Origin of the sequence: Streptomyces sp. NBC_00029, from assembly GCF_045160505.1 — a bacterium.
GTDB lineage: Bacteria > Actinomycetota > Actinomycetes > Streptomycetales > Streptomycetaceae > Streptomyces.
Genome location: NZ_CP108292.1, coordinates 4,191,079 through 4,213,462, shown reverse-complemented (window position 1 = coordinate 4,213,462; position 22,384 = coordinate 4,191,079). Strand labels below are relative to the sequence as shown.

Below are 22,384 nucleotides of genomic sequence, written 5' to 3'. Positions count from 1 at the left end.
TTCTACGGGGACCGCTTCGACGCCCTGCGCGAGATGCTGACCGGCGGCCCGCTGGACGTGGTGACCGGGGACTACCTGGCCGAGCTGACCATGCTGATCCTGGGCCGCGACCGCCTGAAGAACCCGGACCTCGGCTACGCCAAGACCTTCCTGCGCCAGCTGGAGGAGGGGCTCGGGCTCGCGCACGAGCGGGGCGTACGGATCGTCACGAACGCCGGCGGCCTCAACCCGGCCGGACTCGCCGACGCGGTACGGCAACTGGCGGCGAAGGCCGGCGTACCGGTACGGGTGGCCCACGTCGAGGGCGACGACCTCACCGCGCGTACGGACGGGGCACTGACGGCCAACGCCTATCTCGGCGGCGCCGGGATCGCGGCCTGCCTGAGCGCCGGCGCGGACGTCGTGGTGACCGGCCGGGTCACGGACGCGGCCCTGGTCAGCGGCCCGGCGGCCTGGTGGTTCGACTGGGCCCCGGACGACTACGACCGGCTCGCGGGAGCGGTGGCCGCGGGCCACGTCCTGGAGTGCGGCACCCAGGCCACCGGCGGCAACTACTCCTTCTTCGCCCGGCACGACGTCCGCCGCCCCGGCTTCCCGCTGGCGGAGATCTCCGGGGACGGCTCCGCGGTCATCACCAAGCACCCCGGCACGGGCGGAGCCGTCACCGCGGGCACCGTCACCGCCCAGCTCCTCTACGAGACCCAGGGCGTCCGCTACCTCGGCCCCGACGTGACCACCCGCCTGGACACCGTCCGGCTGACCGACGAGGGAGCCGACCGGGTACGCATCGACGGCGTCCGCGGAGAGGCCCCGCCGGCCGACCTCAAGGTGGGCGTCACACGGATCGGCGGCTGGCGCAACGAGGTCGTCTTCGTCCTGACCGGCCTGGACATCGAGGCGAAGGCGGACCTCGTCCGGTCCCAGCTGGCCGACGCGCTCGAGGGCGTGGCGGACGCCGCCTGGACCCTGTCGCGCACCGACCACGAGGACGCCGACACCCAGGAGACGGCCGCCGCCCTGCTGAGGCTCGTGGTCCGTGACCCGTCCCCCGACCGGGTGGGCCGCGCCCTGACCTCGACGGCGGTCGAACTGGCCCTCGGCAGCTATCCGGGCTTCCATGTCGGCTCCCCGCCCGGACCGGCCCAGCCCTACGGCGTCTTCACCTCGACCCTGATCCCGTCGGACCAGGTCCCGCACGTGGCGGTCCTCCCGGACGGCACCCGCGTACGAGTCCCGGCTCCACCCCCAACCCCTGCGGCGGAGCCGCATCCAGCCCCGCCGGCCCGGCCCCCCGCACCCCCAGTCCCCCCGGCGGAGCGTCCCGCACATCCAGCCCCGCCGGCGTTCGAGGCGCGGGGGTCCGGGGGCGGAACCCTCGACGGGGTCGGGGGCGCAGCCCCCGCCGGGTCCGGGGCGGAGCCCCGGGAGACCGTCCGCGCCCCCCTCGGGGCGCTGGCAGGGGCCCGCAGCGGCGACAAGGGCGGCGACGCCAACGTCGGGGTCTGGGCCGAGACCGACCCTGCCTGGGACTGGCTGCTCCACACCCTCACCGCCGAGGTGTTCCAGGAACTGCTCCCCGAGACCGCGCAGCACACCGTCACCCGCCACGAACTCCCGCACCTGCGCGCCCTGAACTTCACCGTCACCGGCATCCTCGGCGACGGCGTCGCCTCCGGCCACCGCTTCGACCCCCAGGCCAAGGCCCTCGGCGAATGGCTCCGCGCCCGCCACCTCGACATTCCCGTCGCACTCCTGCCGGCCCCGGAGGCCACCCCATGACCCGCCTCGGCACCACCGTCGACCCCCACGCTCCCGAGCACGCGCAGGCCCGTACCGCCGCGCTGGAGCGCCTCGCCGCCCTCGACTCCGAGCACGCCAAGGCCCTGGAGGGCGGCGGCGAGAAGTACACGGCCCGTCACCGGGCCCGCGGCAAGCTCCTGGCGCGCGAGCGCGTCGAGCTGCTCCTCGACCCGGACACCCCGTTCCTGGAGCTGTCCCCGCTCGCCGCCTGGGGCAGCGACTATCCCGTCGGCGCCTCCATGGTCACCGGCATCGGCACGGTCGAGGGCGTCGAGTGCCTGATCACCGCCAACGACCCCACCGTCCGCGGCGGAGCCTCCAACCCGTGGACGCTGAAGAAGGCACTGCGGGCCAATGAGATCGCCCGCCGGAACCGCCTCCCCGTCATCAGCCTCGTGGAGTCCGGCGGCGCCGACCTGCCCTCCCAGAAGGAGATCTTCATCCCGGGCGGCGCGATCTTCCGCGACATCACCCGGCTCTCGGCCGAGGGCATCCCGACCGTCGCGGTCGTCTTCGGCAACTCCACCGCCGGAGGCGCGTACGTCCCCGGCATGTCCGACCACACCGTCATGATCAAGGACCGTTCCAAGGTGTTCCTCGGCGGCCCGCCCCTGGTCAAGATGGCCACCGGCGAGGAGAGCGACGACGAGTCCCTCGGCGGCGCCGACATGCACGCCCGCACCTCCGGACTCGCCGACCACTACGCCCTCGACGAGTACGACGCGATCCGCCAGGCCCGCCGCATCGTCGCCCGGCTCAACCACCGCAAGCCGCACCAGGACCCGCCGAAGGCCGAGGAACCCCTCCACGACCCCGAGGAACTCCTCGGCATCGTCCCGCCCGACCTCAAGACCCCCTTCGACCCGCGCGAGGTCATCGCCCGGATCGTCGACGCCTCCGACTTCGACGAGTTCAAGCCCCTCTACGGCCCCAGCCTCGTCACCGGCTGGGCCACCCTGCACGGCTACCCGGTCGGCATCCTCGCCAACGCGCAGGGCGTGCTGTTCAGCGCCGAGTCCCAGAAGGCCGCCCAGTTCATCCAGCTCGCCAACCAGCGCGACATCCCCCTCCTCTTCCTCCACAACACCACCGGCTACATGGTCGGCAAGGAGTACGAGCAGGGCGGCATCATCAAGCACGGCTCGATGATGATCAACGCGGTCTCCAACTCCCGCGTCCCCCACCTCTCCGTCCTCATCGGCGCGAGCTACGGCGCCGGCCACTACGGCATGTGCGGCCGCGCCTACGAGCCCCGCTTCCTCTTCGCCTGGCCCAGTGCCAAGTCCGCCGTCATGGGACCCCAGCAACTGGCCGGCGTGCTCTCCATCGTCTCCCGCCAGTCCGCCGCCGCGAAGGGACTCCCGTACGACGAGGAGGCCGACGCCGGGATGCGCGCCTTCGTCGAAGCGCAGATCGAGTCCGAGTCCCTGCCCATGTTCCTGTCCGGGCGGCTGTACGACGACGGGGTCATCGACCCGCGCGCCACCCGTACCGTCCTCGGCCTGTGCCTCTCGGCCGTCCACAACGCTCCCGTCGAGGGCGCCCGTGGCGGCTTCGGCGTCTTCCGGATGTGAGCCCGCACATGACGAACCTGACCTCCCTCCTCGTCGCCAACCGCGGCGAGATCGCCGTCCGGATCTTCCGCACCGCCCGCGCCCTGGGCCTGGCCACCGTCGCCGTCCACTCCGACCCGGACGCCGACGCCCTGCACGTCCGCGAAGCCGACGCGGCCGTACGGCTGCCCGGCGCCGCCCCCGCCGACACCTACCTGCGCGGCGACCTGGTCATCAAGGCCGCCCTCGCCGCGGGCGCCGACGCCGTCCACCCCGGCTACGGCTTCCTCTCCGAGAACGCCGGCTTCGCCCGCGAGGTCCTCGCCGCCGGCCTGACCTGGATCGGCCCGCCCCCCGAGGCCATCGAGGCCATGGCATCCAAGACCCGGGCCAAGGACCTGATGCGCGCCGCCGGAGTGCCGCTCCTCGACCCCGTCGACCCGGCCACCGCCACCCCCGCCGACCTGCCCCTGCTCCTCAAGGCCGCGGCCGGGGGCGGCGGCCGCGGAATGCGCGTGGTCCGCGACCTCGACCAGCTCAAGGAGGCCCTCGACGCGGCCTCCGCCGAGGCCCGCTCGGCCTTCGGCGACGGAGAGGTCTTCGCCGAGCCCTACGTGGAGCGCGGCCGCCACGTCGAGGTGCAGATCCTCGCCGACGCCCACGGCACCGTCTGGGCGCTGGGCACCCGCGACTGCTCCCTCCAGCGGCGCCACCAGAAGGTCATCGAGGAAGCCCCCGCACCGGGCCTCCCCGAGGGCCTGCGCACGACCCTCCACGCCGCCGCCGTGGCCGCCGCCCGCGCCGTCTCCTACCGGGGCGCGGGCACGGTCGAGTTCCTCGTCACCGCCGACGGACGCCCGTACTTCCTGGAGATGAACACCCGACTCCAGGTCGAACACCCCGTCACCGAAGCCGTCTTCGGCCTCGACCTCGTCGCCCTCCAGCTGCGCGTCGCCGAAGGCGCCGCCCTGCCCCTGTCGCCCCCGGAACCCACCGGACACGCCGTCGAGGCCCGCCTCTACGCCGAGGACCCCGCCCAGGACTGGCGCCCGCAGACCGGCGCCCTGCACACCCTCGCCATCCCCGGCGAGGTCCGCGTCGACACCGGCTTCACCGACGGGGACACCGTCGGCATCCACTACGACCCCATGCTCGCCAAGGTCGTCGCCCACGCCCCGACCCGCGCCGAGGCCGTCCGGGCCCTCGCCCACGCCCTCGCCGGAGCCCGCATCCACGGGCTCACCACCAACCGCGAGCTCCTCGTACGGTCCCTGCGGCACCCGGAGTTCGCCGCCGGGCAGCTCGACACCGGCTTCTACGAACGCCACCTCGACACCCTCACCGACGGCGCCCCGGACGCCACCGCGGCCGCCCTCGCCGCCGCCCTCGCCGAAGCCGCCCCCGCCCCGGACGCCCCCCTCGCCGCCCGCCTCGGCGGCTGGCGCAACGTCCGCTCCCAGCCGCAGACCCGCCGCTACACCACGGCCGGCACCGAGTACGAGGTCCAGTACCACCCGGTGAACCACCCCGGAATCCGGGTCCTGGCCGCGACCCCCGCCCTCGTCACCCTCGAAATCGAGGGCATCCGACGGGCGTTCCACGTGAAACTCAAATCGAACGAGATCTACGTGGACTCCGCCCTCGGCGCCCACACCTTCACCCGCGTCCCCCGCTTCCCGGACCCCCAGGACCGCACGGAACCGGGCTCGCTGCTCGCCCCCATGCCCGGCACCGTCGTCCGCGTCGCCGAGGGCCTCGCTCCCGGCAGCCCCGTCACCGCAGGCCAGCCCCTGCTCTGGCTGGAGGCCATGAAGATGGAGCACCGCATCCTCGCTCCCGCCTCCGGCACGCTCACCGCGCTCCACGTCGCCACCGGCCAACAGGTGGAATTCGGCGCCTTGCTCGCCGTAGTCCAGGAGGAATCGCTGTCATGAGCCCCGCCACCAGCACCGAAGAGCACAAGGACCTGCGCTCCGCCGTCGCCGCCCTCGGGAAGCGCTACGGCCGCGAGTACCTCGCCCGCGTCGCCCGCGAGGGCGGCCACCCCGACGAGCTGTGGGCCGACGCCGCGAAGCTCGGCTACCTCGGGGTCAACCTCCCCGAGGAGTACGGCGGCGGAGGCGGCGGCATCGCCGAACTCTCCATCGTCCTCGAAGAACTGGGCGCCGCCGGCTGTCCGCTCCTCATGATGGTCGTCTCGCCCGCCATCTGCGGCACGGTCATCGCCCGCTTCGGCACGGAGGAGCAGAAGCAGACCTGGCTGCCCGGCCTCGCGGACGGCAGCCGCACCATGGCCTTCGGCATCACCGAACCCGACGCCGGATCCAACTCCCACCGGATCACCACCACGGCCCGCCGCGACGGCGACGACTGGATCCTCACCGGCCGCAAGGTCTTCATCTCCGGCGTCGACATCGCCGACGCCACCCTCATCGTCGGCCGCACCGAGGACGCCCGTACCGGCAGCCTCAAGCCGTGCCTGTTCATCGTCCCCCGCGACGCCCCCGGCTTCTCCCGCTCCGTCATCGAGATGGAACTCCAGGCGGCGGAGAAGCAGTTCGAACTGACCCTGGACGAGGTGCGCCTGCCCTCCTCCGCCCTGGTGGGCGACGAGGACGCGGGTCTGCTCCAGCTGTTCGCCGGACTCAACCCCGAACGGATCATGACCGCCGCCTTCGCCATCGGGATGGGCCGCCACGCCCTCGCCAAGGCCGTCGACTACGCGAAGACCCGCCAGGTGTGGAAGGAGCCCATCGGCGCGCACCAGGCCGTGGCCCACCCGCTGGCCCAGGCGCACATCGAACTGGAACTGGCCCGCCTGATGATGCAGAGGGCCGCCCAGCTGTACGACGCGGGCGACGACATGGGGGCGGGCGAGGCGGCGAACATGGCCAAGTACGCGGCGGGGGAGGCGTGCGTACGGGCGGTGGACCAGTCGGTCCACACCCTCGGCGGCAACGGCCTCACCCGCGAATACGGCCTGGCCGCCCTGATCACCGCCTCCCGCGTGGCCCGCATCGCCCCCGTCAGCCGCGAGATGATCCTCAACTTCATCTCCCACCAAACCCTGGGCCTCCCCAAGTCCTACTGACCCCCTGCGGAGTGCCCTGCGGGCGGCTCGGCGGTGTGCGGCTCGGGCCGCCCTTGCCTCGGGCCGCGCCTCAATCGCCGGCGGGGCTGGGGTGTGCGGGTTTGTCGGCTGGCACGGTCGGAGTCCTGCCGTGGGGTGGGGACACGCAGGAGGGTCCCCGGAGGACGAGCGCGCGACCGCGGCCGCCTGGCCGTGACGGGCCCGCGTGCGCCGAGCCGAGGAGACTCTCGTGCGGGGCACCGCCCCACACCACCCAGCCCCGCCGGCGCTTGAGGCGCGGCCCGAGGCGGGACGCGGCCGCGCCGCACACCGCCGAGCCCGCCCGCAGGGCACCGGCCGAGGAGACTCTCGTGCGGGGCACCGCCCCACACCACCGAGCCCCGCCGGCGCTTGAGGCGCGGCCCGAGGCAGCACGCGGCCGCGCCGCACACGGCCGAGCCCGCCCGCAGGGCAGAGGCGCCCCCCCGGGCCGGGACAGCCCGCGCCGCACACGGTCGCCCACCCCGGGAGGGGACGGGCAGGCCACCCGGCAGGGGTGGCCCACGCCGCAGACCACCGCGCACGTACTCTCCCCGGAGGACCCGAACCAGGGCCGCCGGGGACAACCCCACCCGCACACCGCTCCGGAGGAGACATGGCCCCACTCGTGCACGCCGCCCAGGCGACCGGCATTGCCACGCTCACCCTGGACTCCCCGGCCAACCGCAACGCCCTCTCCGCCGCCCTCGTCACCGAGCTCCGCGCCGCCCTCGCCGCGGCGGCGGCGGACGGAGCCGTCCGGGCCGTCGTCCTCACCCACACCGGCAGTACCTTCTGCGCCGGGGCAGACCTCAAGTCGCCCTGCGATCCCGCCGACTTCGTGGCCCTGCTCCGCGAGACCGCCGAGCTGCCCAAGCCCGTCGTCGCCCGCGTCACCGGCCATGTCCGGGCCGGCGGCCTCGGCCTGCTCGGCGCCTGCGACATCGCCGCCGCCGGACCGAAGTCCTCGTACGCCTTCACCGAGACCCACCTGGGCCTCGCCCCTGCCGTGATCTCCATGCCCCTGCTGCCGCGCCTCGACCCCCGCGCCGCCGCCCGCTACTTCCTCACCGCCGAGGCCTTCGACGCGGCCGAGGCCGCCCGGATCGGCCTGCTCACCCTGCACGCCGAGGACGTGGACGCCGCGCTGGAGCCCGTACTCGCCGGCCTGCGCAAGGCCTCCCCGCAAGGTCTGGCCGCGACCAAGGCGCTGACGGCGGCCGCCGTACGGGAGGCACTCACCCGCGACGGCTCCCGTCTCACCGAGCTGTCCGCGGGACTCTTCGCCTCCGCCGAGGCCCGCGAGGGCATCACGGCCCGCTTCGAGCGCCGGGACCCGTCATGGGCACTGTGACCGGGTCCGGCCCCAAGCAGGCGCGCAGCCGCGTCACCCGCCGCCACCTCCTGGAGGCGGCCGTGTCCTGCCTGGCGGAGCACGGCTGGGCCGGTTCCACCGTCGCGGTCGTCGCCGAACGGGCAGGGGTCTCGCGCGGAGCGGCCCAGCACCACTTCCCGACCCGCGAGGACCTGTTCACCGCGGCCGTCGCCTACGTCGCCGAGGAGCGGTCCACGGCCCTGCGCGAGCTCTTCCACGCCGGTCCGGCCGCCCGCCCGGCCGTGGTGGAGGCGCTCGTGGACATGTACACGGGCGCACTGTTCCGGGCCGCGCTCCAGCTGTGGGTGGCCGCCTCCAACGAGGAGCAGCTGCGTCCGCAGGTCACCGAGCTGGAGGCGCGGGTCGGCCGCGAGACCCACCGCATCGCCGTCGAGCTGCTGGGTGCGGACGAGTCGGTGCCGGGCGTACGGGAGACCGTGCAGGGCCTGCTGGACATGGCCCGGGGCCTGGGCCTGGCCAATGTCCTGACCGACGACACGGCCCGCCGGTCCCGTGTGGTGGCCCAGTGGACCCGCATCCTCGACGCGTCTCTGGGCTGAACCGGCGGGAACGCGACGGGCGCCGTACCCCGGCACAGGGGTACGGCGCCCGGCACTACTGCGTACTACGCGGTCTCGGCGATGTCCGCGTAGCCCTCGATCTCCTGCGGGTTGCGCCGCCCCGGCCCGGTGTAGCGGGCCGACGGCCGCACCAGGCGGCCGGTGCGCTTCTGCTCCAGGATGTGCGCCGACCAGCCGGCGGTGCGGGCGCAGCTGAACATGGAGGTGAACATGTGCGCGGGGACCTCGGCGAAGTCCAGCATGATCGCCGCCCAGAACTCCACGTTGGTGGCGAGCACCCGGTCGGGACGGCGCGCGTGCAGTTCCTCCAGCGCGGCCTTCTCCAGCGCGGCGGCGACCTCGTAGCGCGGCGCGTCCAGCTCCTTGGCCGTGCGCCGCAGCACCCTGGCGCGCGGGTCCTCGGCGCGGTAGACGCGGTGCCCGAAGCCCATCAGCCGCTCGCCCTTGTCCAGGGCCTTCTTCACGTAGGCCACGGCGTCGCCGGTGCGCTCGATCTCCTCGATCATGCCGAGCACGCGGGAGGGCGCCCCGCCGTGCAGCGGCCCCGACATGGCGCCGACCGCGCCGGACAGCGCGGCGGCGACGTCCGCGCCGGTCGAGGCGATGACGCGCGCGGTGAAGGTGGAGGCGTTCATGCCGTGCTCGGCGGCGGAGGTCCAGTAGGCGTCGACGGCCTTGACGTGCCGCGGGTCCGGCTCGCCCCGCCAGCGGATCATGAACCGCTCGACGACGGACTCGGCCTTGTCGATCTCCCGCTGCGGCACCATGGGCAGGCCCTGGCCGCGGGCGGACTGGGCGACGTACGACAGTGCCATCACGGCCGCGCGCGCGAGGTCGTCACGGGCGGTCTGCGCGTCGATGTCCAGCAGCGGTTTCAGACCCCACACGGGGGCGAGCATCGCGAGCGCGGACTGGACGTCGACGCGGATGTCACCGGAGTGGACCGGAATGGGGAAGGGCTCGGCGGCCGGCAGGCCGGGGTTGAAAGCACCGTCGACCAGCAGGCCCCAGACGTTCCCGAAGGAGACGTGGCCGACGAGGTCTTCGATGTCGACGCCCCGGTAGCGGAGCGATCCGCCTTCCTTGTCGGGCTCGGCGATCTCCGTCTCGAACGCGACGACCCCTTCGAGCCCGGGTACGAAGTCGGACATCAGGCGGCTCCTCAGATAGTGCGAACACGCGCGGCTCCCGGCGTGACTCGCGGTCCGGCGCGGTCATCCCCGTTGATGCCCGGCACGGCCGTTGGTCACCCGCTCGGGGACCTTCGGACCGGCCCCAAGATTTTGGCCGCTCCACCCCGACTGCGGAAGCGTGACATACGGCACACCGTCACAGGTCCGGCTGCGGCAGGATGGCCAGCGTGACCGATCAGGACATTGACCCCGCCGTGATGCGCAAGCAGTACCGCTCGGAGATCGTCGACGAGGGGACTCTCGCCGAGAACCCGATGGACCAGTTCGCCCTCTGGTTCCAGCAGGCCGCCGACTCGCACCTCTTCGAACCGAACGCCATGGTCGTATCGACGGCCACTCCCGACGGACGTCCCAGCTCGCGGACGGTACTGCTGAAGCAGTTCGACGGCCGGGGCTTCGTCTTCTTCACCAACTACGCCTCCCGCAAGGGCCGCGAGCTGGCCGAGAACCCGCACGTCGGGCTGCTCTTCCCCTGGCACCCCATCGCCCGTCAGGTGATCGTCACCGGTACGGCGGCCCGGATCGGCCGCGACGAGACGGCCGCGTACTTCCGCTCGCGCCCGCACGGCTCCCAGCTGGGCGCCTGGGCGAGCGAGCAGTCCAGCGTGATCGGGTCCCGTGCGGAGCTGGACCGCCGCTACGCCGAGCTGGAGGCCCGCTACCCGGAGGGCGAGCAGGTGCCGGTCCCGCCGGAGTGGGGCGGCCTGCGCGTGGTCCCGGAATCGGTGGAGTTCTGGCAGGGCCACGAGAACCGCCTGCACGACCGTCTGCGCTACGTCCGGGATGGGGACGAGTGGCGCGTGGAGCGGCTCTGCCCGTAGGGGGTGTCCTGCCGATCACGCCGGGCCCCCGGCAGCGCCGCGCCGGGCGGGACGGCGGCCGCCCGGGCGTGTTCACCCGCCGCGGTGGCGGCGAACGCAGGCGACCCGCGGGCTCGGGTCTCTCCCCTGCAGTGGGAGAGGCCGGCCGGACGTACCGGCGAGCCCGCGGGTCGGGTGACTGCTGTGGTTTGGCGCCTGGCGATCCCGCCGGGCACCGCACTGGGTGCGTGCGACGACGGGCGCTTAGCCCGCAGCCACCTCACGCGTCCGGTTTCCGTACATTTCGGGAACCACCTCCCTTCTCGTGTACGGCCGAGCCTAGGCACACGCCGCCCGGGCCACAACCTTTTATTTTCGCGTTCCGGCGCGGGCGGGGATGTTCCCGGCGCGGACCCGGGAGCCGGGATCCGGGCGTCCCCCGCACCTTTCTCGCCCCCAATCCGCGGAAATAGGTGTGGGCTGGGTCACGTTCCAGTTGAATGATCTGACGTGCCGCACACGCGAACACCTGCAGGGGGTGCCAGGTGAGTGCTTACGGACGTGGTGAGACCGCCGACGATCTGCTCGCCGCGCTGCTGGACGGGATGGACGCCGCCCTGTGCGCGTTCGACTCCGACGGGGTGATCACCCACTGGAACCGTGAGGCCGAGCGGATCCTGGGCTGGACCGCCACCGAGGCCGTGGGACGCAAGGGCTTCGAGGGATGGGCGGTGCGGGCCGCCGACGCGCACGACGTCCAGGACCGGCTGATGGCCGCCCAGCATCTGCCCGGCCGGCAGGTGCACGAGTTCGCGCTGCTGACCAAGGACGGCGGGCGCGTCCTCGTACGGACCCAGTCCGCCGGAGTGCCGGGCTCGGACGGCAAACCCGCCGGCGTGTACTGCGCCTTCAGCGAGGTGCACGCGCAGATCGACCTCGAACGCTCCATCGCGCTGAGCGAGGCCCTGATGGAGGACGCCTCGTGGGGCGTCGTCCTGGTCGACGTCGACCTGCGGCCCGCCGTGGTCAACGCACACGCCGCACGCGCCTTCGGGACCGGCCGCACCGCCCTGCTCGGCCGCCCCCTCGGGGAACTGCTGACCCAGGGCGTCGAGGAGCTGGAGGGCGCACTCCAGCACGTGCTCGCCGAGGGCGCCCCGCCCGCGCCGGTGGAGCTGTGGGTCTCGGTGCGCACGCCCGAGGGGGTGCGGCGCAGGTGCTGGCGGTGCGGGTTCCTGCGGCTGGCCTCGCCGCTCGCGGAGGAGCCTGTACCCCTGGGCGTCGGCTGGCTGTTCCAGGACGTCACCGAGGCCCGTCAGGAGCAGCTGGACACCGCGCAGCTCAGGTTCCGCTCGCACCAGCTCCACCGGGCCGGGCGGGCCGCCGCCGAGTGCGAGGACCCGGCCGAGGCCGCTGCCGTACGCCTGGACTTCGCCCTCGCCGGCTTTGCCGAGCAGGCGCTGCTCGACGTACTGGACCCCACGGCCGACCCCGAGCGGCAGAGGCTCGTACGGTCCGCCGCGTCACCGCCGGTGCTGCCGGGCCCCGGGTCGATCCCCGTGCGGTACGTGGCCGGGCATCCGGCGCTGCAGGCGCTGGACCGGATCGGCTCGGTGCGCAGCAGCGCCCCCCGCGGGGAGGCGGACGCCCAGTGGGCGCAGGCCCGGCAATGGCCCGAGGGCTCGGCGCACGCGCTGTGCACGGTGCTGCGGAGCCGGGGGCGGACCCTGGGGGCGCTGACGTTCCTGCGCGGGCCCTCGCGGGTGGCCTTCGAGCGCGCGGACGCGGCGTACGCGGAGGAGGTCGCGGCCCGGGTCGCGGCCGACCTGGACCTGGCGGCGGGCCGCGACGACCCCGGCCCGGACGAGCACTAGTGGGCGCGGGCCGGGGCGGGCGGGCCGGGGCGGGAGGGGGCTCAGTGGCGGAAGAAGATCCGGTCGCCGTACTCCTGCATCACGCGGCCGTTCCACTCGTGGCCGCCGTCGACGTTGCCCGAGCGCAGCAGCGGGGGTTCCACCCCGCGGCCGGCGAGCTCGCCGGCCGCGGCCGCCATGACCGCCTGCATGATCGCGCTGGTCACGACGGTGGAGGCGGGAGCGAAGGGCGCGTCGATGCCGTCGATGCTCAGCTCGGCGTCGCCGATCGCGATCTTGCTGTCGAGGACGACGTCGCAGTGGTCCTTGAGGAAGGTGCCGGAGACGTGCCGCGACTTGGTCCCGGTCGCGTACGCCACCGAGGTCACACCGATGACCTTGAGGCCGATGGCGCGGGCGTTCATCGCCATCTCGACGGGCAGGGCGTTGCGCCCGGAGAGGGAGATGATCACGAGGACGTCGCCGTCGGAGGCGGGGCTGCTGTCCAGGACGGCGCCGGCCAGGCCGTCGACCCGCTCCAGGGCGCTGCCGAGGGTCGCCGGCATGACGTCGATGCCGGCGGTGCCGGGGACGGCGAGGAAGTTCATCAGGGCGAGGCCGCCGGCCCGGTAGACCACGTCCTGGGCGGGCAGCGAGGAGTGGCCGGCGCCGAAGGCGAAGAGCCGGTTGCCGGTGGCGACCGCGTCGGCGATGAGGGTGCCGGCCTCGGCGATGTGCGGGGCCTCCTCGTCCCGTACCCGCTCCAGCAGACCGATGGCGGCATCGAAGAACTGACCGGCCAGCTTGCTCTCGCTCATACGCCGAGGGCCCTTCCAGGGGTGGGGGAGCGTCCGTGTCCGCCGCTCACCGTGCGGTCTGGACCAAGGGCGTGTCAATACGAACGTCAATCCCGGTCCGAAAGGTCTGGTCGCGGGCCCGGGCGAGGCCGGGCGATCTTGTCGCGGATGTCCGGGAGATGTCCGGGAGCGCTCTTGACCCCCGGTACGGGACGGTTGTCGGCCCGATGCGTCAGAATTGGGGGCAGGGCCAGCGCACGCAATCCGAGGGGCACGAATGTCCGGACTGATCGATACCACGGAGATGTATCTCCGCACCATCCTCGAGCTGGAAGAGGAAGGCGTGGTCCCCATGCGCGCCCGTATCGCCGAGCGGCTCGACCAGAGCGGCCCGACGGTGAGCCAGACAGTGGCGCGCATGGAGCGGGACGGCCTGGTGGCCGTCGCCAGCGACCGGCACCTCGAGCTGACGGAGGAGGGGCGCCGACTGGCCACGCGTGTCATGCGCAAGCACCGGCTCGCGGAGTGCCTGCTCGTCGATGTCATCGGCCTGGAGTGGGAGCAGGTGCACGCGGAGGCCTGTCGCTGGGAGCACGTGATGAGCGAGGCGGTGGAGCGGCGGGTGCTGGAGCTCCTGCGTCACCCGACCGAGTCGCCGTACGGGAACCCGATCCCGGGTCTGGAGGAGCTGGGTGAGAAGGCCGAGGCGGACCCGTTCCTCGAGGACGGAATGGTCAGCCTGTCGGAGCTCGACCCGGGCACCGAGGGCAAGACCGTGGTCGTCCGCCGGATCGGCGAGCCGATCCAGACGGACGCCCAGCTGATGTATACGCTCCGGCGGGCGGGCGTACAGCCCGGCTCGGTGGTGAGCGTGACCGAATCCCCGGGCGGCGTACTCGTCGGCAGTGGCGGCGAGGCCGCCGAGCTGGACGTGGAGGTCGCCTCTCACGTGTTCGTCGCGAAGCGCTGAGCTCGGTGCGCCGGCCTTGGTGCCGGCGCGGATCCGTCCGGTGGACTCGTCCGCTCGGGCCGGGACCCGAAGGGTCCTGACCCGTACGGACGATCAGTTTGTGGTGCGGGCGGTCCCGGCGCCTTTCGGCGCCGGGACCGATCCTCCCCTTGTGACCTGGAGCCCCGAGCTCTCAAGGTCGTCCCCTCGGACCGTCTTCCCCGAGCGGCCCGCCTCCCTGTTGAAAGGATCTCCATCGGCAGCGGCGGCCAATCCTTGAGCAAGGTCACTCGAAAGAGCGGTGTTGTGGGCGAGAAACCCGTTTTCGAATACGGGTTCGATAGTCTGGCGGGGAGCGAAGGGGGTGCATCTGCGGTGGTACAGCGCGTCGATGTGACAGGAGCCGAAGGCGTCCGCCTTGCCGCCTGGGAGTTCCGCGAAGCAGAGCCCGAGCCCGATGCCCGCCCCGGGGTCCTGTTACTGCACGGCCTGATGGGCCGCGCCTTCCACTGGGCCGGAACTGCCCGCTGGCTCCGCGAGCGCCGTCGCGTCGTGGCCCTGGACCAGCGCGGACACGGCCAGAGCGCCCGCCCGCCCGCCGCCCCCGACGGCACCCCCACCTCCCTGGGCCGCGAGGCCTTCGTGGCCGACGCGGAAGCGGTCGTGGAGCAGCTCGGTCTCGCCCCCGTGACCCTGATCGGCCACTCCATGGGCGCCCTCACCGCCTGGCAGCTCGCGGCCCGCCGCCCGGACCTGGTCGAGGCCCTGGTCATCTGCGACATGCGCGCCTCCGCTCTCGGCGCCGCCTCCCAGCAGGAATGGGAGGAGTGGTTCCACCACTGGCCCCTGCCCTTCCCCACCCAGGACGCGGCCCGCCGATGGTTCGGCGAGGACGACCCCCGGGTGGAACGCCCCGACCCCGGCCGCGGCGCCTTCTTCGCCGAGGTCATGCACGAGGCGTCGGACGGCTGGCGCCCGGTCTTCTCCCGCCGCCAGATGCTGACGGCCCGCGAGACCTGGGTCCACGACGCCCACTGGGAGGAGCTCGCCCAGGTCCGCTGCCCGACCCTGGTGGTCCGCGGCCTCGACGGTGAACTGGGCCGCGCCGAGGCCCAGGAGATGGTCCGCGTCCTCCCCGCCGGCCAGTACGCGGAAATCCCCGACGCGGGTCACTACCTCCACTACGACCATCCCACGGCCTGGCGGGCGGCCGTGGAACCCTTCCTCGACGGCATCAAGGCCGAAGCCCCCTGACGAGCCCGGCCCCGGGGCCTGTTGTCCCCCCGGACAACGAGCCCCGGGCCAACGGGCATCGGGCCCCGGGGCCCGGCCCGGGGCCCGCTCGGCATGGCGCTCGGGTCCGTGTCAGCGATCTGTCGGCGGGGTGTCCGGGCGCTGTCAGGGGGCGGCTTCATGGTGACGGCGTCGCCAGGCAAGCACCGAGAAACGAGGACCCCGATGAAAGCCGTCGCCGCCCTGCAGCTCCTGATCGCCGTCGCCTTCCTGCGCATCCCCGTCGTCCGCAGCCGCTACGGCGCCCGCGCCCAGGCCGCCGTCGAGGCCGAGTTGGGGCGACAGGGGGTCCGTACGACGGTCGTCCGTGACCGCCGCCTTCGCCCGGTCCGGCGACGCCGAACTGCAGCGCATCGACGTCAGGTCCATGCTCCGCGCCGCCGAGGACGGCTTCCCCGACTGGGTGATGCCCGGTCTGCAGAACCTCCGCCACGTCATCGTCTTCGCGGGCTCGATCGCCGTACTGGCCCTGCTCGCCGCCCGCTGACGCAGGTGGGGTCGCCCGGCGGCGGACCGACGCGAACGGGCTGGCCTCCGCTCCCGCAGGGGAGAGGAGGCCGGCCCGCTTCCGTCGTGGTCCGAGGTCAGCCCTTGCTGACCGCCCACAGGATCTCCGGGAGCTTGCGCGCCACCGTCGGCGCCGAGAGCCGCAGGCCCGCCCACGTGGCCAGGGCGCCCCAGGCCGTTCCCAGCGGCAGGACGATCCACGAGATGCCCTGGTGTTCGCCCGTGTTGAGCAGGATCGTGAGGACGATCACCGGGGCCGCGATCACGGCCGAGACCAGCAGTCCGCCCATGAGGCCCGCCCAGGCGAGCCCGCCCTGCCCCGGGGCGACGCTCTTGAAGGCGCCGTCCGAGGGGATGGAGTACGGGTACCGGGCCGAGGCCAGCGCCCCCGTGCAGATCATCGCGCCCAGCAGGGCCAGGGCCAGGCCAGTGGCCGCGAAGAACTTGGACCAGTCGCCGAGCACGGCGGCCGTGGTCGCCGTGACGACCACCGTGTACGGGACCATGACCAGGGCCAGTGCGGCGGCCCGGGCGCGCAGTTCCACGTACGCGTCGCGCGTGGTGGAGATGGTCTGCGCGACCATCCAGAACGCCGAGGTGTCCTGCCCGAACTGGTTGTACATCTGGATGCCGAGCATGCCCGCGCCGAAGCAGCCGAGGTAGACCGATCCCGTGCCCTGCAGGGCGTTGAAGACGGGCACGATCAGGCCGAACGCCAGTGCGCTCACCCAGGCGGCCTTGGTCTTCGGGTCGCGTACGACGTAGCGCAGCGTGCGCTGCATGGCCGCGCCGGTCCGGCCCGCGGGCAGCAGGGCCCAGAGCCCGCCCTCGGTGCGGTCCTTCGCCGGCCGGGAGGCCGCGATCGTCGAGCCGTCCGGGGCGACCATCAGCTTCGTCAGGCTCCGCTCCCACGACCACAGGAGGGCGGCCACGGCGGCCAGGGTCAGCGCCAGCTGGGCGGCGGCCACCCCGTACGCGCCGTCGCTCACGGAGTCCACCATGCCGACGGCGGTCGCCGGCGGCAGCCAGCGCACCACGGCCTCGGCGGGCTCCAGCGTGGCCAGACCGCCCGCCTCGAACAGGCGCTGACTGGCGAAGTTGGCCAGCTGCGCGCCCAGTGCGATGACCAGGCCGCTCAGCAGGGCCAGGTCGCGCCCCTTGCGGCTGGTCAGCAGCTGGATGTTGGCCGTGGCCACCGCCCGTGCGAGGGTCACGCAGCCGAGTACGAGCAGGGGCGCGGCCACCACCGCGGCCAGCGCCCCGGCGGCGCCGCGCGCCACGGCCACGACCGAGCCGACGGCCAGGCACAGCGTGAACAGCGGCCCGATGCCGACCAGCGAGGAGGCGAGGAGCGCCCGTACGAGGGGACGCGGGCGCAGCGGCAGCATCACCAGCCGACTCGGGTCGAGCGTCTCGTCCCCGGCGGAGAAGAACAGCGGCACGAAGGCCCAGCCGAGGGCGAGGATCGCGGCCAGCAGGACGACGACCGTGTCCGCGCGGGCGTGCCCGTGCAGCAGGGCCAGGCCGAGCGTGATGAAGAAGCCGACGACCAGTGCGAAGGCGAGCGACGAGAAGTAGGCGGCCTTGCGCTTCGAGGAGCCCTTCAGGCCGTTGCGCAGCAGCGACAGCTTGAGCCGGACGAAGATCGGGGTCAGCGGGACCGATGCGACGGAAGAGGCCCCGGAGGTTCCGGTGGACCCGGTGGTGACGGCGGCCACCACGGCCGGGCCGGCGGCAGGACTGGCGGGCGAGGTCATCGCGATCCCGCCCCGGCACCGCCACCGAGCCACTCCAGCGAGTCCCCGGCCGCGTCGCGCCCGTGCGCGCCGACCAGTTCGAGGAAGGCGGCCTGCAGGGAGGGCGCGGAGCCCCGTACCTCGGTCAGCGGGCCCGCGGCGCGGATCCGCCCGGCGGCCATCACGGCCACCCAGTCGCACAGCGACTCGACGAGCTCCATCACGTGGGAGGAGAAGATGACCGTGGCACCGGAGGCCGTGTACCGCTCCAGCACCCCGCGGATGGTCTGTGCGGACACCGGGTCGACGCCCTCGAACGGCTCGTCCAGGAAGAGCACTTCCGGGTTGTGCAGCAGGGCGGCGGCCAGGCCGATCTTCTTGCGCATACCGGTCGAGTAGTCCACGACCAGCTTGTGCTGCGAGCCCGCGAGGTCGAGGACCTCCAGCAGTTGCGTCGCCCGCTTGTCGGTCTCCTCGCCCGGCAGCCCGCGCAGGCGGCCCATGTAGCCGAGCAGTTCGCGCCCCGACAGCCGCTCGAAGAGGCGCAGGCCCTCGGGCAGTACGCCGATCCGCGCCTTCACCTCGGCCGGGTCCGCCCACACGTCGTGTCCCGCGACGTGGACGCGCCCCATGTCGGGGCGCAGCAGGCCGGTCACCATCGACAGCGTCGTCGTCTTGCCCGCGCCGTTCGGGCCCACCAGGCCGATGAACTGGCCCGCGGGCAGCTCCAGATCGATCCCGGCGACGGCGACCTGGTCGCCGAACCGCTTCCACAGACCTTCCACCCGCACGGCGGGCGGCGCGGATCGCGCGCCACCCGTGCCGTACGTCCCACCCGTCGCATCGCCCTGGTCCGGCATGCGCCTGCCTCTCATTACGTCCCCGTTGGTCGTTCCTTCTTCACCATAGGAGGAGGGGGAGAGGCTTGAGCAGTTACTTATGTCATCAGTTTTCGCCCTGATTTCGCAGGTCCGGCGGGCGGATTCCGGGGGCGCGTTCCGGTGTCGGTCAGCCCTGGCGGCGCTTGCGTTCCGCCGCGGCCTCGCTCCCGCACGCGTACGCGAGCGCGTCGATGAGCTCCTCGGTGTCCGGCAGCCACCGGTTGGCGGGCGTGGGCCGCCGCGCCCACTGGACCGAGCCCCGGCCGCCGAAGCGGGTGGGCGGCGCCGCCACGTACTCGCCCTCGCCGCGCGCGACCAGGTCGATCGTGGCCGCCGGCCAGCCCAGCTTGCGCACCAGGTCGGGCACCTTGACACCGGCTCCCGGCAGGACGAAGAACAGCATCCGGTGGTCGGGGGTGAGGGTGACCGGGCCGAGGGTGCGCTCCATCCGCTCCAGCCGTGCCAGCGCGAGGAATCCGGCCGATTCGGGTACGTCCAGCGCGTCGAACGTCCGGCCGGTCGGCAGCAGGATCGAGGCCTGCGGATGCTTCGCCCAGATCCTGCGGACCTGCACCGCGCTGCCGGTGGCCTGCGCCGCCCAGTCCTTCACCGCCGGGTGCGCGCCGGGCGCCGGGCACTCCGCCGCCCCGCAGGAGCACAGCTCGCGGCCGTCCCCGGGCTCCAACCAGGTGCCGGCGAAGACATCCCAGTGCCGTTCTTCCGCGTACCGCACGGCATGGTCCAGCAGCTGCTCGCCGCGCTGCTTGGGGATGGGTGCGGTCTCCGTGACTCCGATGGTCTCTTCCACGCCCATCACAACTCCCCGGGTCACCCGGGGTTACGGGCGTAAACCATGCGGCGGGCGGAGCATCGATCCTGCATACGGGGCGCACTGGTGCACGCGTGGGGGCGCGTAGGAGGCCGGGGCGCCGGAGTTGGGTAGCGACACGACGCAGAGCGGAAGATTCTCCGCACATCAGGCGGGAAGTGATCATTCCAACGGATCACCCGCGGTCAGCAGGGGGTTTTCATGGCAGCCAGGCCTCTCGTCGCCCGCCAGCCGAACGAACGGCTGCAGGCGCTCATCCAGGAAGCCGGGTGCTCCAACGCCGGGCTCGCCCGGCGCGTGAACATGTGCGGGGCCGAACACGGCCTCGATCTCCGCTACGACAAGACCTCCGTGGCGCGGTGGCTGCGCGGCCAGCAGCCGCGCGGCCGGGCTCCCGGAATCATCGCCGAGGCGCTCGGGCGCAAGCTCGGCCGGACCGTCACCATCGACGAGATCGGCATGGCCAACGGCAAGAACCTCGCCTCCGGCGTCGGCCTGCAGTTCTCCCCGACCGTCATCGGCGCGATCGAGCAGGTCTGCGAGCTGTGGCGCAGCGACGTGGGCCGCCGCGACTTCCTGGCGGGCTCCAGCGTGGCCGCGTCCGCGCTCGTGGAGCCGAGCCGGGACTGGCTGATCACCGGGGCCGACACCCAGGTCGCCCGCAGCGGCGGCTCGCGGGTCGGCATGCCCGACGTCGAGGCGGTCCGCGCGACCACCGAGGCCCTCAAGGACCTCGACCACCGCTTCGGCAGCGGGCACGTGCGGCCGGTGGTCGTGCACTACCTCAACTCGGTGGTGTCCGGGCTGATCGGCGGCTCGTACCGGGAACCCGTCGGGCGGGCCCTGTTCGCGGCCGTGGCCCGGCTGACCGAGCTCGCCGGCTACATGGCGGTGGACACGGGCCAGCCGGGCCTGGCCCAGCGCTACTACATCCAGGCGCTGCGCCTCGCCCAGGCCGCGGGCGACCGGGCGTACGGGGGCTACGTGCTCGCGGCGTCCATGAGCCACCTCGCCGCCGAACTGGGCAACCCGCGGGAGATCGCGCAGCTGGCCCGCGCCGCCCAGGAGGGCACGCGGGGGCAGGTCACCCCGCGGGTCGAGGCGATGTTCTACGCGGCCGAGGCGCGCGGGCACGCGCTGCTCGGGGACACCCGGGCGACGGCCGTGCTGTCCGGGCGGGCGGTGAGCGCGCTGGAACGGGCGGAGCCGGAGTCGGGCGACGACCCGGTGTGGATCCGCCACTTCGACGCGGCGTACCTCGCGGACGAGCTGGCGCACTGTCACCGCGACCTGGGGCAGGCGGACGCGGCGGCGCGGCGGGCGGAGGAGGCCCTGCGGGGCCTCCCGGCGGACAAGGCGCGCCGCCGGGCCATCGGGCTCCTGCTGCTGGCGGCGGCGCAGGTCCAGCAGCGGGAGGTGGAACAGGCCTGCCAGACGGCGACGAGGGCCGCGGAACTCCTGGAGGGGCTCCGCTCGAACCGGGGGGTGGAGTACCTGGAGGACTTCCGGGTGAGGCTGGATCCGTACCGGGAGGAGGCGGCGGTACGCGAGTTCGCGGCGCGGCTGGAGGTGACGGCGTAGGGGGCGTCTTGCCGATCACGCCGGGCTGATCGGCAAGACACCCCCCGGGCCCGGCACGGCGGGCGCCTGCGGGCCGGCGGGGCCGGACGGGCTTCGGGGCGGGCTCACTGCGGCGGTGCGTGACGGGGTAGCGTGGGCCGACGGTTCCGTAGGGTCGGGCGAGTCGGAGAAGGAGTCCCGGTGACGCAGAGCGGACAAGGGGGCGCCCAGCCGGGTGCCCCGTGGGGTCCGGACCCGGCGTCCGGATATCCGGCGTACCCGGAGCAGCAGCAGCCCTACCCGGAGCAGCCGCAGGCGCAGGGGTATCCCGAGCAGCCGCAGGCTCAGCCGCCGCATCCCGGGGCCGCGTACGGCTACCCGCAGGCCTATCCCGCCCCGGAGGCCGACAGGCCCGGGCACGTGGTGGGGCCCGGTTACGAGGGGCCGGGGGATCCGCACGGCTACGGCTATCCGCCGCTGCCCGAGGCGGCGACCCAGTACATCGCGCCCGTGCCGGCCGCCGCTGCGCACGAGGAGGCGGCGACGCAGTACATACCGCCCGTGCCCGCGGCTTCCTCGCACGACGAGGCCGCGACCCAGTACATCGCGCCCGTGCCGGCCGCCGCTGCGCACGAGGAGGCGGCGACGCAGTACATACCGCCGGTCCCCGGAGTCGAGGGGTTCGACGGGCTCTTCCGCGGCGACGACTCAGCCGGGCACACCCAGCACATGCCGCCCGTCCAGGAGCCGGTGCTGCGGCAGCCGCCGCCGCGCTCCCAGCAGCCCCGGCCGCAGCAGCGCCAATACCAGCAGCAGCACCCGCAGCAGCCCCAGCAGCCGTACCCGCAGCAGCAGTACGCCCCGCCGCAGCCGCCCCCGGAGGCCGCGCGCAAGATCTCGCCCGCGATCATCGGCGCGGTGGTCGTCGGCCTGGCCGTCATCGGTCTCGGCGTCGGCTCGCTGCTCGCCGACGGCAAGCCGCAGAACAACGACCCCGGCGCGGTCGCCGCCGCCCCGACGGCGAGCGGCGCTTCCGCCGCCCCCGGCGGCGAGGCCCCGGTCGACCCGGCCCGCCCGCAGGCCGTCCAGCTGGACAAGCTCCTCGCGGACAGCAACGACAGCAGGGCCTCGGTGATCAAGGCCGTGGAGGACATCAAGGGCTGCGCCAACCTCGATCAGGCGGCCGCCGACCTGCGCGACGCGGCCCGCCAGCGCGAGGAGCTCGTCACCCGCCTCCAGGAGCTGAAGATGGACAAGCTCCCGGACCACGCGAAGCTGTCCGCGGCCCTCACCAAGGCCTGGCAGTCCTCCGCAGACGCCGATGACAGCTACGCGGCCTGGGCGGACGACGTGGACGACGACAAGTGCAAGGACGGCAAGGCGAAGGCCACCAAGAACGCCGCCGAGGGGAACAAGGCGAGCGGCGAGGCGACGAAGGCCAAGGAGTCGGCCGCGACGATGTGGAACGCGATCGCCGGCAAGTACGGCCTCACCAAGCGGGACAAGTCCCAGCTCTGAGCCGGGGGTGCAGCCGGGCCGTGGCAGCCGTGCCGTAGCCGTGGCAGCCG

Annotated in this window: 18 protein-coding genes; 13 read left to right on the top strand and 5 right to left on the bottom strand. The window is 73.6% G+C overall.

Going from position 1 to position 22,384, the window contains the following annotated elements; all coding sequences use genetic code 11:
• The first annotated feature begins 33 nt into the window (after nucleotides 1-33).
• The 6 genes from OG753_RS19675 (at nucleotide 34) to OG753_RS19650 (ending at nucleotide 8,397) form a co-directional block, all read left to right on the top strand.
• Entirely contained in the window at nucleotides 34-1,779 is a 1,746-nt protein-coding gene (locus OG753_RS19675) for an acyclic terpene utilization AtuA family protein (protein WP_405792730.1), read from the top strand.
• Nucleotides 1,776-3,374: an acyl-CoA carboxylase subunit beta gene (locus tag OG753_RS19670; RefSeq protein WP_405789399.1), complete on the top strand. Its 1,599-nt coding sequence runs from the start codon at nucleotides 1,776-1,778 to the stop codon at nucleotides 3,372-3,374. Before OG753_RS19675 ends, OG753_RS19670 begins: the two co-directional genes overlap by 4 nt.
• A gap of 8 nt (nucleotides 3,375-3,382) precedes the next feature.
• Nucleotides 3,383-5,287 (top strand): acetyl/propionyl/methylcrotonyl-CoA carboxylase subunit alpha, encoded by a 1,905-nt coding sequence (locus OG753_RS19665; protein ID WP_405789397.1) that lies wholly within the window; start codon nucleotides 3,383-3,385, stop codon nucleotides 5,285-5,287.
• Entirely contained in the window at nucleotides 5,284-6,444 is a 1,161-nt protein-coding gene (locus OG753_RS19660) for an acyl-CoA dehydrogenase (RefSeq protein WP_327263069.1), read from the top strand. Before OG753_RS19665 ends, OG753_RS19660 begins: the two co-directional genes overlap by 4 nt.
• Nucleotides 6,445-7,078: 634 nt before the next feature.
• On the top strand, nucleotides 7,079-7,816 hold the full coding sequence (locus OG753_RS19655) for an enoyl-CoA hydratase family protein (protein WP_405789395.1): 738 nt from the start codon (nucleotides 7,079-7,081) through the stop codon (nucleotides 7,814-7,816).
• A complete protein-coding gene (locus OG753_RS19650) occupies nucleotides 7,804-8,397 on the top strand; it encodes a TetR/AcrR family transcriptional regulator (RefSeq protein ID WP_327263067.1) in 594 nt (197 codons plus the stop codon). The genes OG753_RS19655 and OG753_RS19650 overlap by 13 nt, the downstream gene beginning before the upstream one ends.
• A 65-nt stretch (nucleotides 8,398-8,462) precedes the next feature.
• Here OG753_RS19650 and OG753_RS19645 read toward each other — a convergent pair whose 3' ends face one another.
• Nucleotides 8,463-9,569 (bottom strand): citrate synthase 2, encoded by a 1,107-nt coding sequence (locus tag OG753_RS19645; RefSeq protein ID WP_327263066.1) that lies wholly within the window; start codon nucleotides 9,567-9,569, stop codon nucleotides 8,463-8,465.
• Between the two features lie 200 nt (nucleotides 9,570-9,769).
• Here OG753_RS19645 and pdxH point away from each other — a divergent pair, with 200 nt between their 5' ends.
• Nucleotides 9,770-10,432 carry a pyridoxamine 5'-phosphate oxidase gene (gene pdxH, locus OG753_RS19640; RefSeq protein WP_327263065.1) on the top strand — a complete coding sequence of 221 codons (663 nt, stop codon included), beginning with the start codon at nucleotides 9,770-9,772 and terminating at the stop codon, nucleotides 10,430-10,432.
• A gap of 524 nt (nucleotides 10,433-10,956) precedes the next feature.
• The gene (locus OG753_RS19635) at nucleotides 10,957-12,285 is read left to right on the top strand and encodes a PAS domain-containing protein (RefSeq protein WP_327263064.1); all 1,329 of its coding nucleotides are present in this window, start codon (nucleotides 10,957-10,959) and stop codon (nucleotides 12,283-12,285) included.
• Nucleotides 12,286-12,326: 41 nt separating this feature from the next.
• On the opposite strand, the gene OG753_RS19630 is transcribed toward OG753_RS19635, so the two are convergent.
• A complete protein-coding gene (locus OG753_RS19630) occupies nucleotides 12,327-13,082 on the bottom strand; it encodes an SIS domain-containing protein (protein WP_327263063.1) in 756 nt (251 codons plus the stop codon).
• Nucleotides 13,083-13,338: 256 nt separating this feature from the next.
• Here OG753_RS19630 and OG753_RS19625 point away from each other — a divergent pair, with 256 nt between their 5' ends.
• The 3 genes from OG753_RS19625 (at nucleotide 13,339) to OG753_RS19615 (ending at nucleotide 15,790) form a co-directional block, all read left to right on the top strand.
• Nucleotides 13,339-14,031: a metal-dependent transcriptional regulator gene (locus OG753_RS19625; RefSeq protein WP_030390665.1), complete on the top strand. Its 693-nt coding sequence runs from the start codon at nucleotides 13,339-13,341 to the stop codon at nucleotides 14,029-14,031.
• Nucleotides 14,032-14,385: 354 nt separating this feature from the next.
• Nucleotides 14,386-15,264 carry an alpha/beta hydrolase gene (locus OG753_RS19620; protein ID WP_327263062.1) on the top strand — a complete coding sequence of 293 codons (879 nt, stop codon included), beginning with the start codon at nucleotides 14,386-14,388 and terminating at the stop codon, nucleotides 15,262-15,264.
• A gap of 346 nt (nucleotides 15,265-15,610) precedes the next feature.
• Nucleotides 15,611-15,790, top strand: a complete 180-nt coding sequence (locus OG753_RS19615) for a hypothetical protein (RefSeq protein ID WP_327263061.1) — start codon at nucleotides 15,611-15,613, stop codon at nucleotides 15,788-15,790.
• 97 nt (nucleotides 15,791-15,887) lie between these two features.
• On the opposite strand, the gene OG753_RS19610 is transcribed toward OG753_RS19615, so the two are convergent.
• The 3 genes from OG753_RS19610 to OG753_RS19600 all read right to left on the bottom strand — a co-directional run bounded on the left by OG753_RS19610 (nucleotide 15,888) and on the right by OG753_RS19600 (nucleotide 19,235).
• Nucleotides 15,888-17,567: a transporter gene (locus OG753_RS19610; protein WP_327263060.1), complete on the bottom strand. Its 1,680-nt coding sequence runs from the start codon at nucleotides 17,565-17,567 to the stop codon at nucleotides 15,888-15,890.
• A complete protein-coding gene (locus OG753_RS19605) occupies nucleotides 17,564-18,406 on the bottom strand; it encodes an ABC transporter ATP-binding protein (RefSeq protein WP_327263059.1) in 843 nt (280 codons plus the stop codon). Before OG753_RS19605 ends, OG753_RS19610 begins: the two co-directional genes overlap by 4 nt.
• Before the next feature lie 148 nt (nucleotides 18,407-18,554).
• Entirely contained in the window at nucleotides 18,555-19,235 is a 681-nt protein-coding gene (locus OG753_RS19600; RefSeq protein WP_327266825.1) for a bifunctional DNA primase/polymerase, read from the bottom strand.
• A gap of 222 nt (nucleotides 19,236-19,457) precedes the next feature.
• Here OG753_RS19600 and OG753_RS19595 point away from each other — a divergent pair, with 222 nt between their 5' ends.
• Nucleotides 19,458-20,837: a transcriptional regulator gene (locus OG753_RS19595; RefSeq protein ID WP_405789391.1), complete on the top strand. Its 1,380-nt coding sequence runs from the start codon at nucleotides 19,458-19,460 to the stop codon at nucleotides 20,835-20,837.
• Between the two features lie 180 nt (nucleotides 20,838-21,017).
• Nucleotides 21,018-22,334, top strand: a complete 1,317-nt coding sequence (locus OG753_RS19590; RefSeq protein ID WP_405789389.1) for a hypothetical protein — start codon at nucleotides 21,018-21,020, stop codon at nucleotides 22,332-22,334.
• The last annotated feature ends 50 nt before the right edge of the window (nucleotides 22,335-22,384 follow it).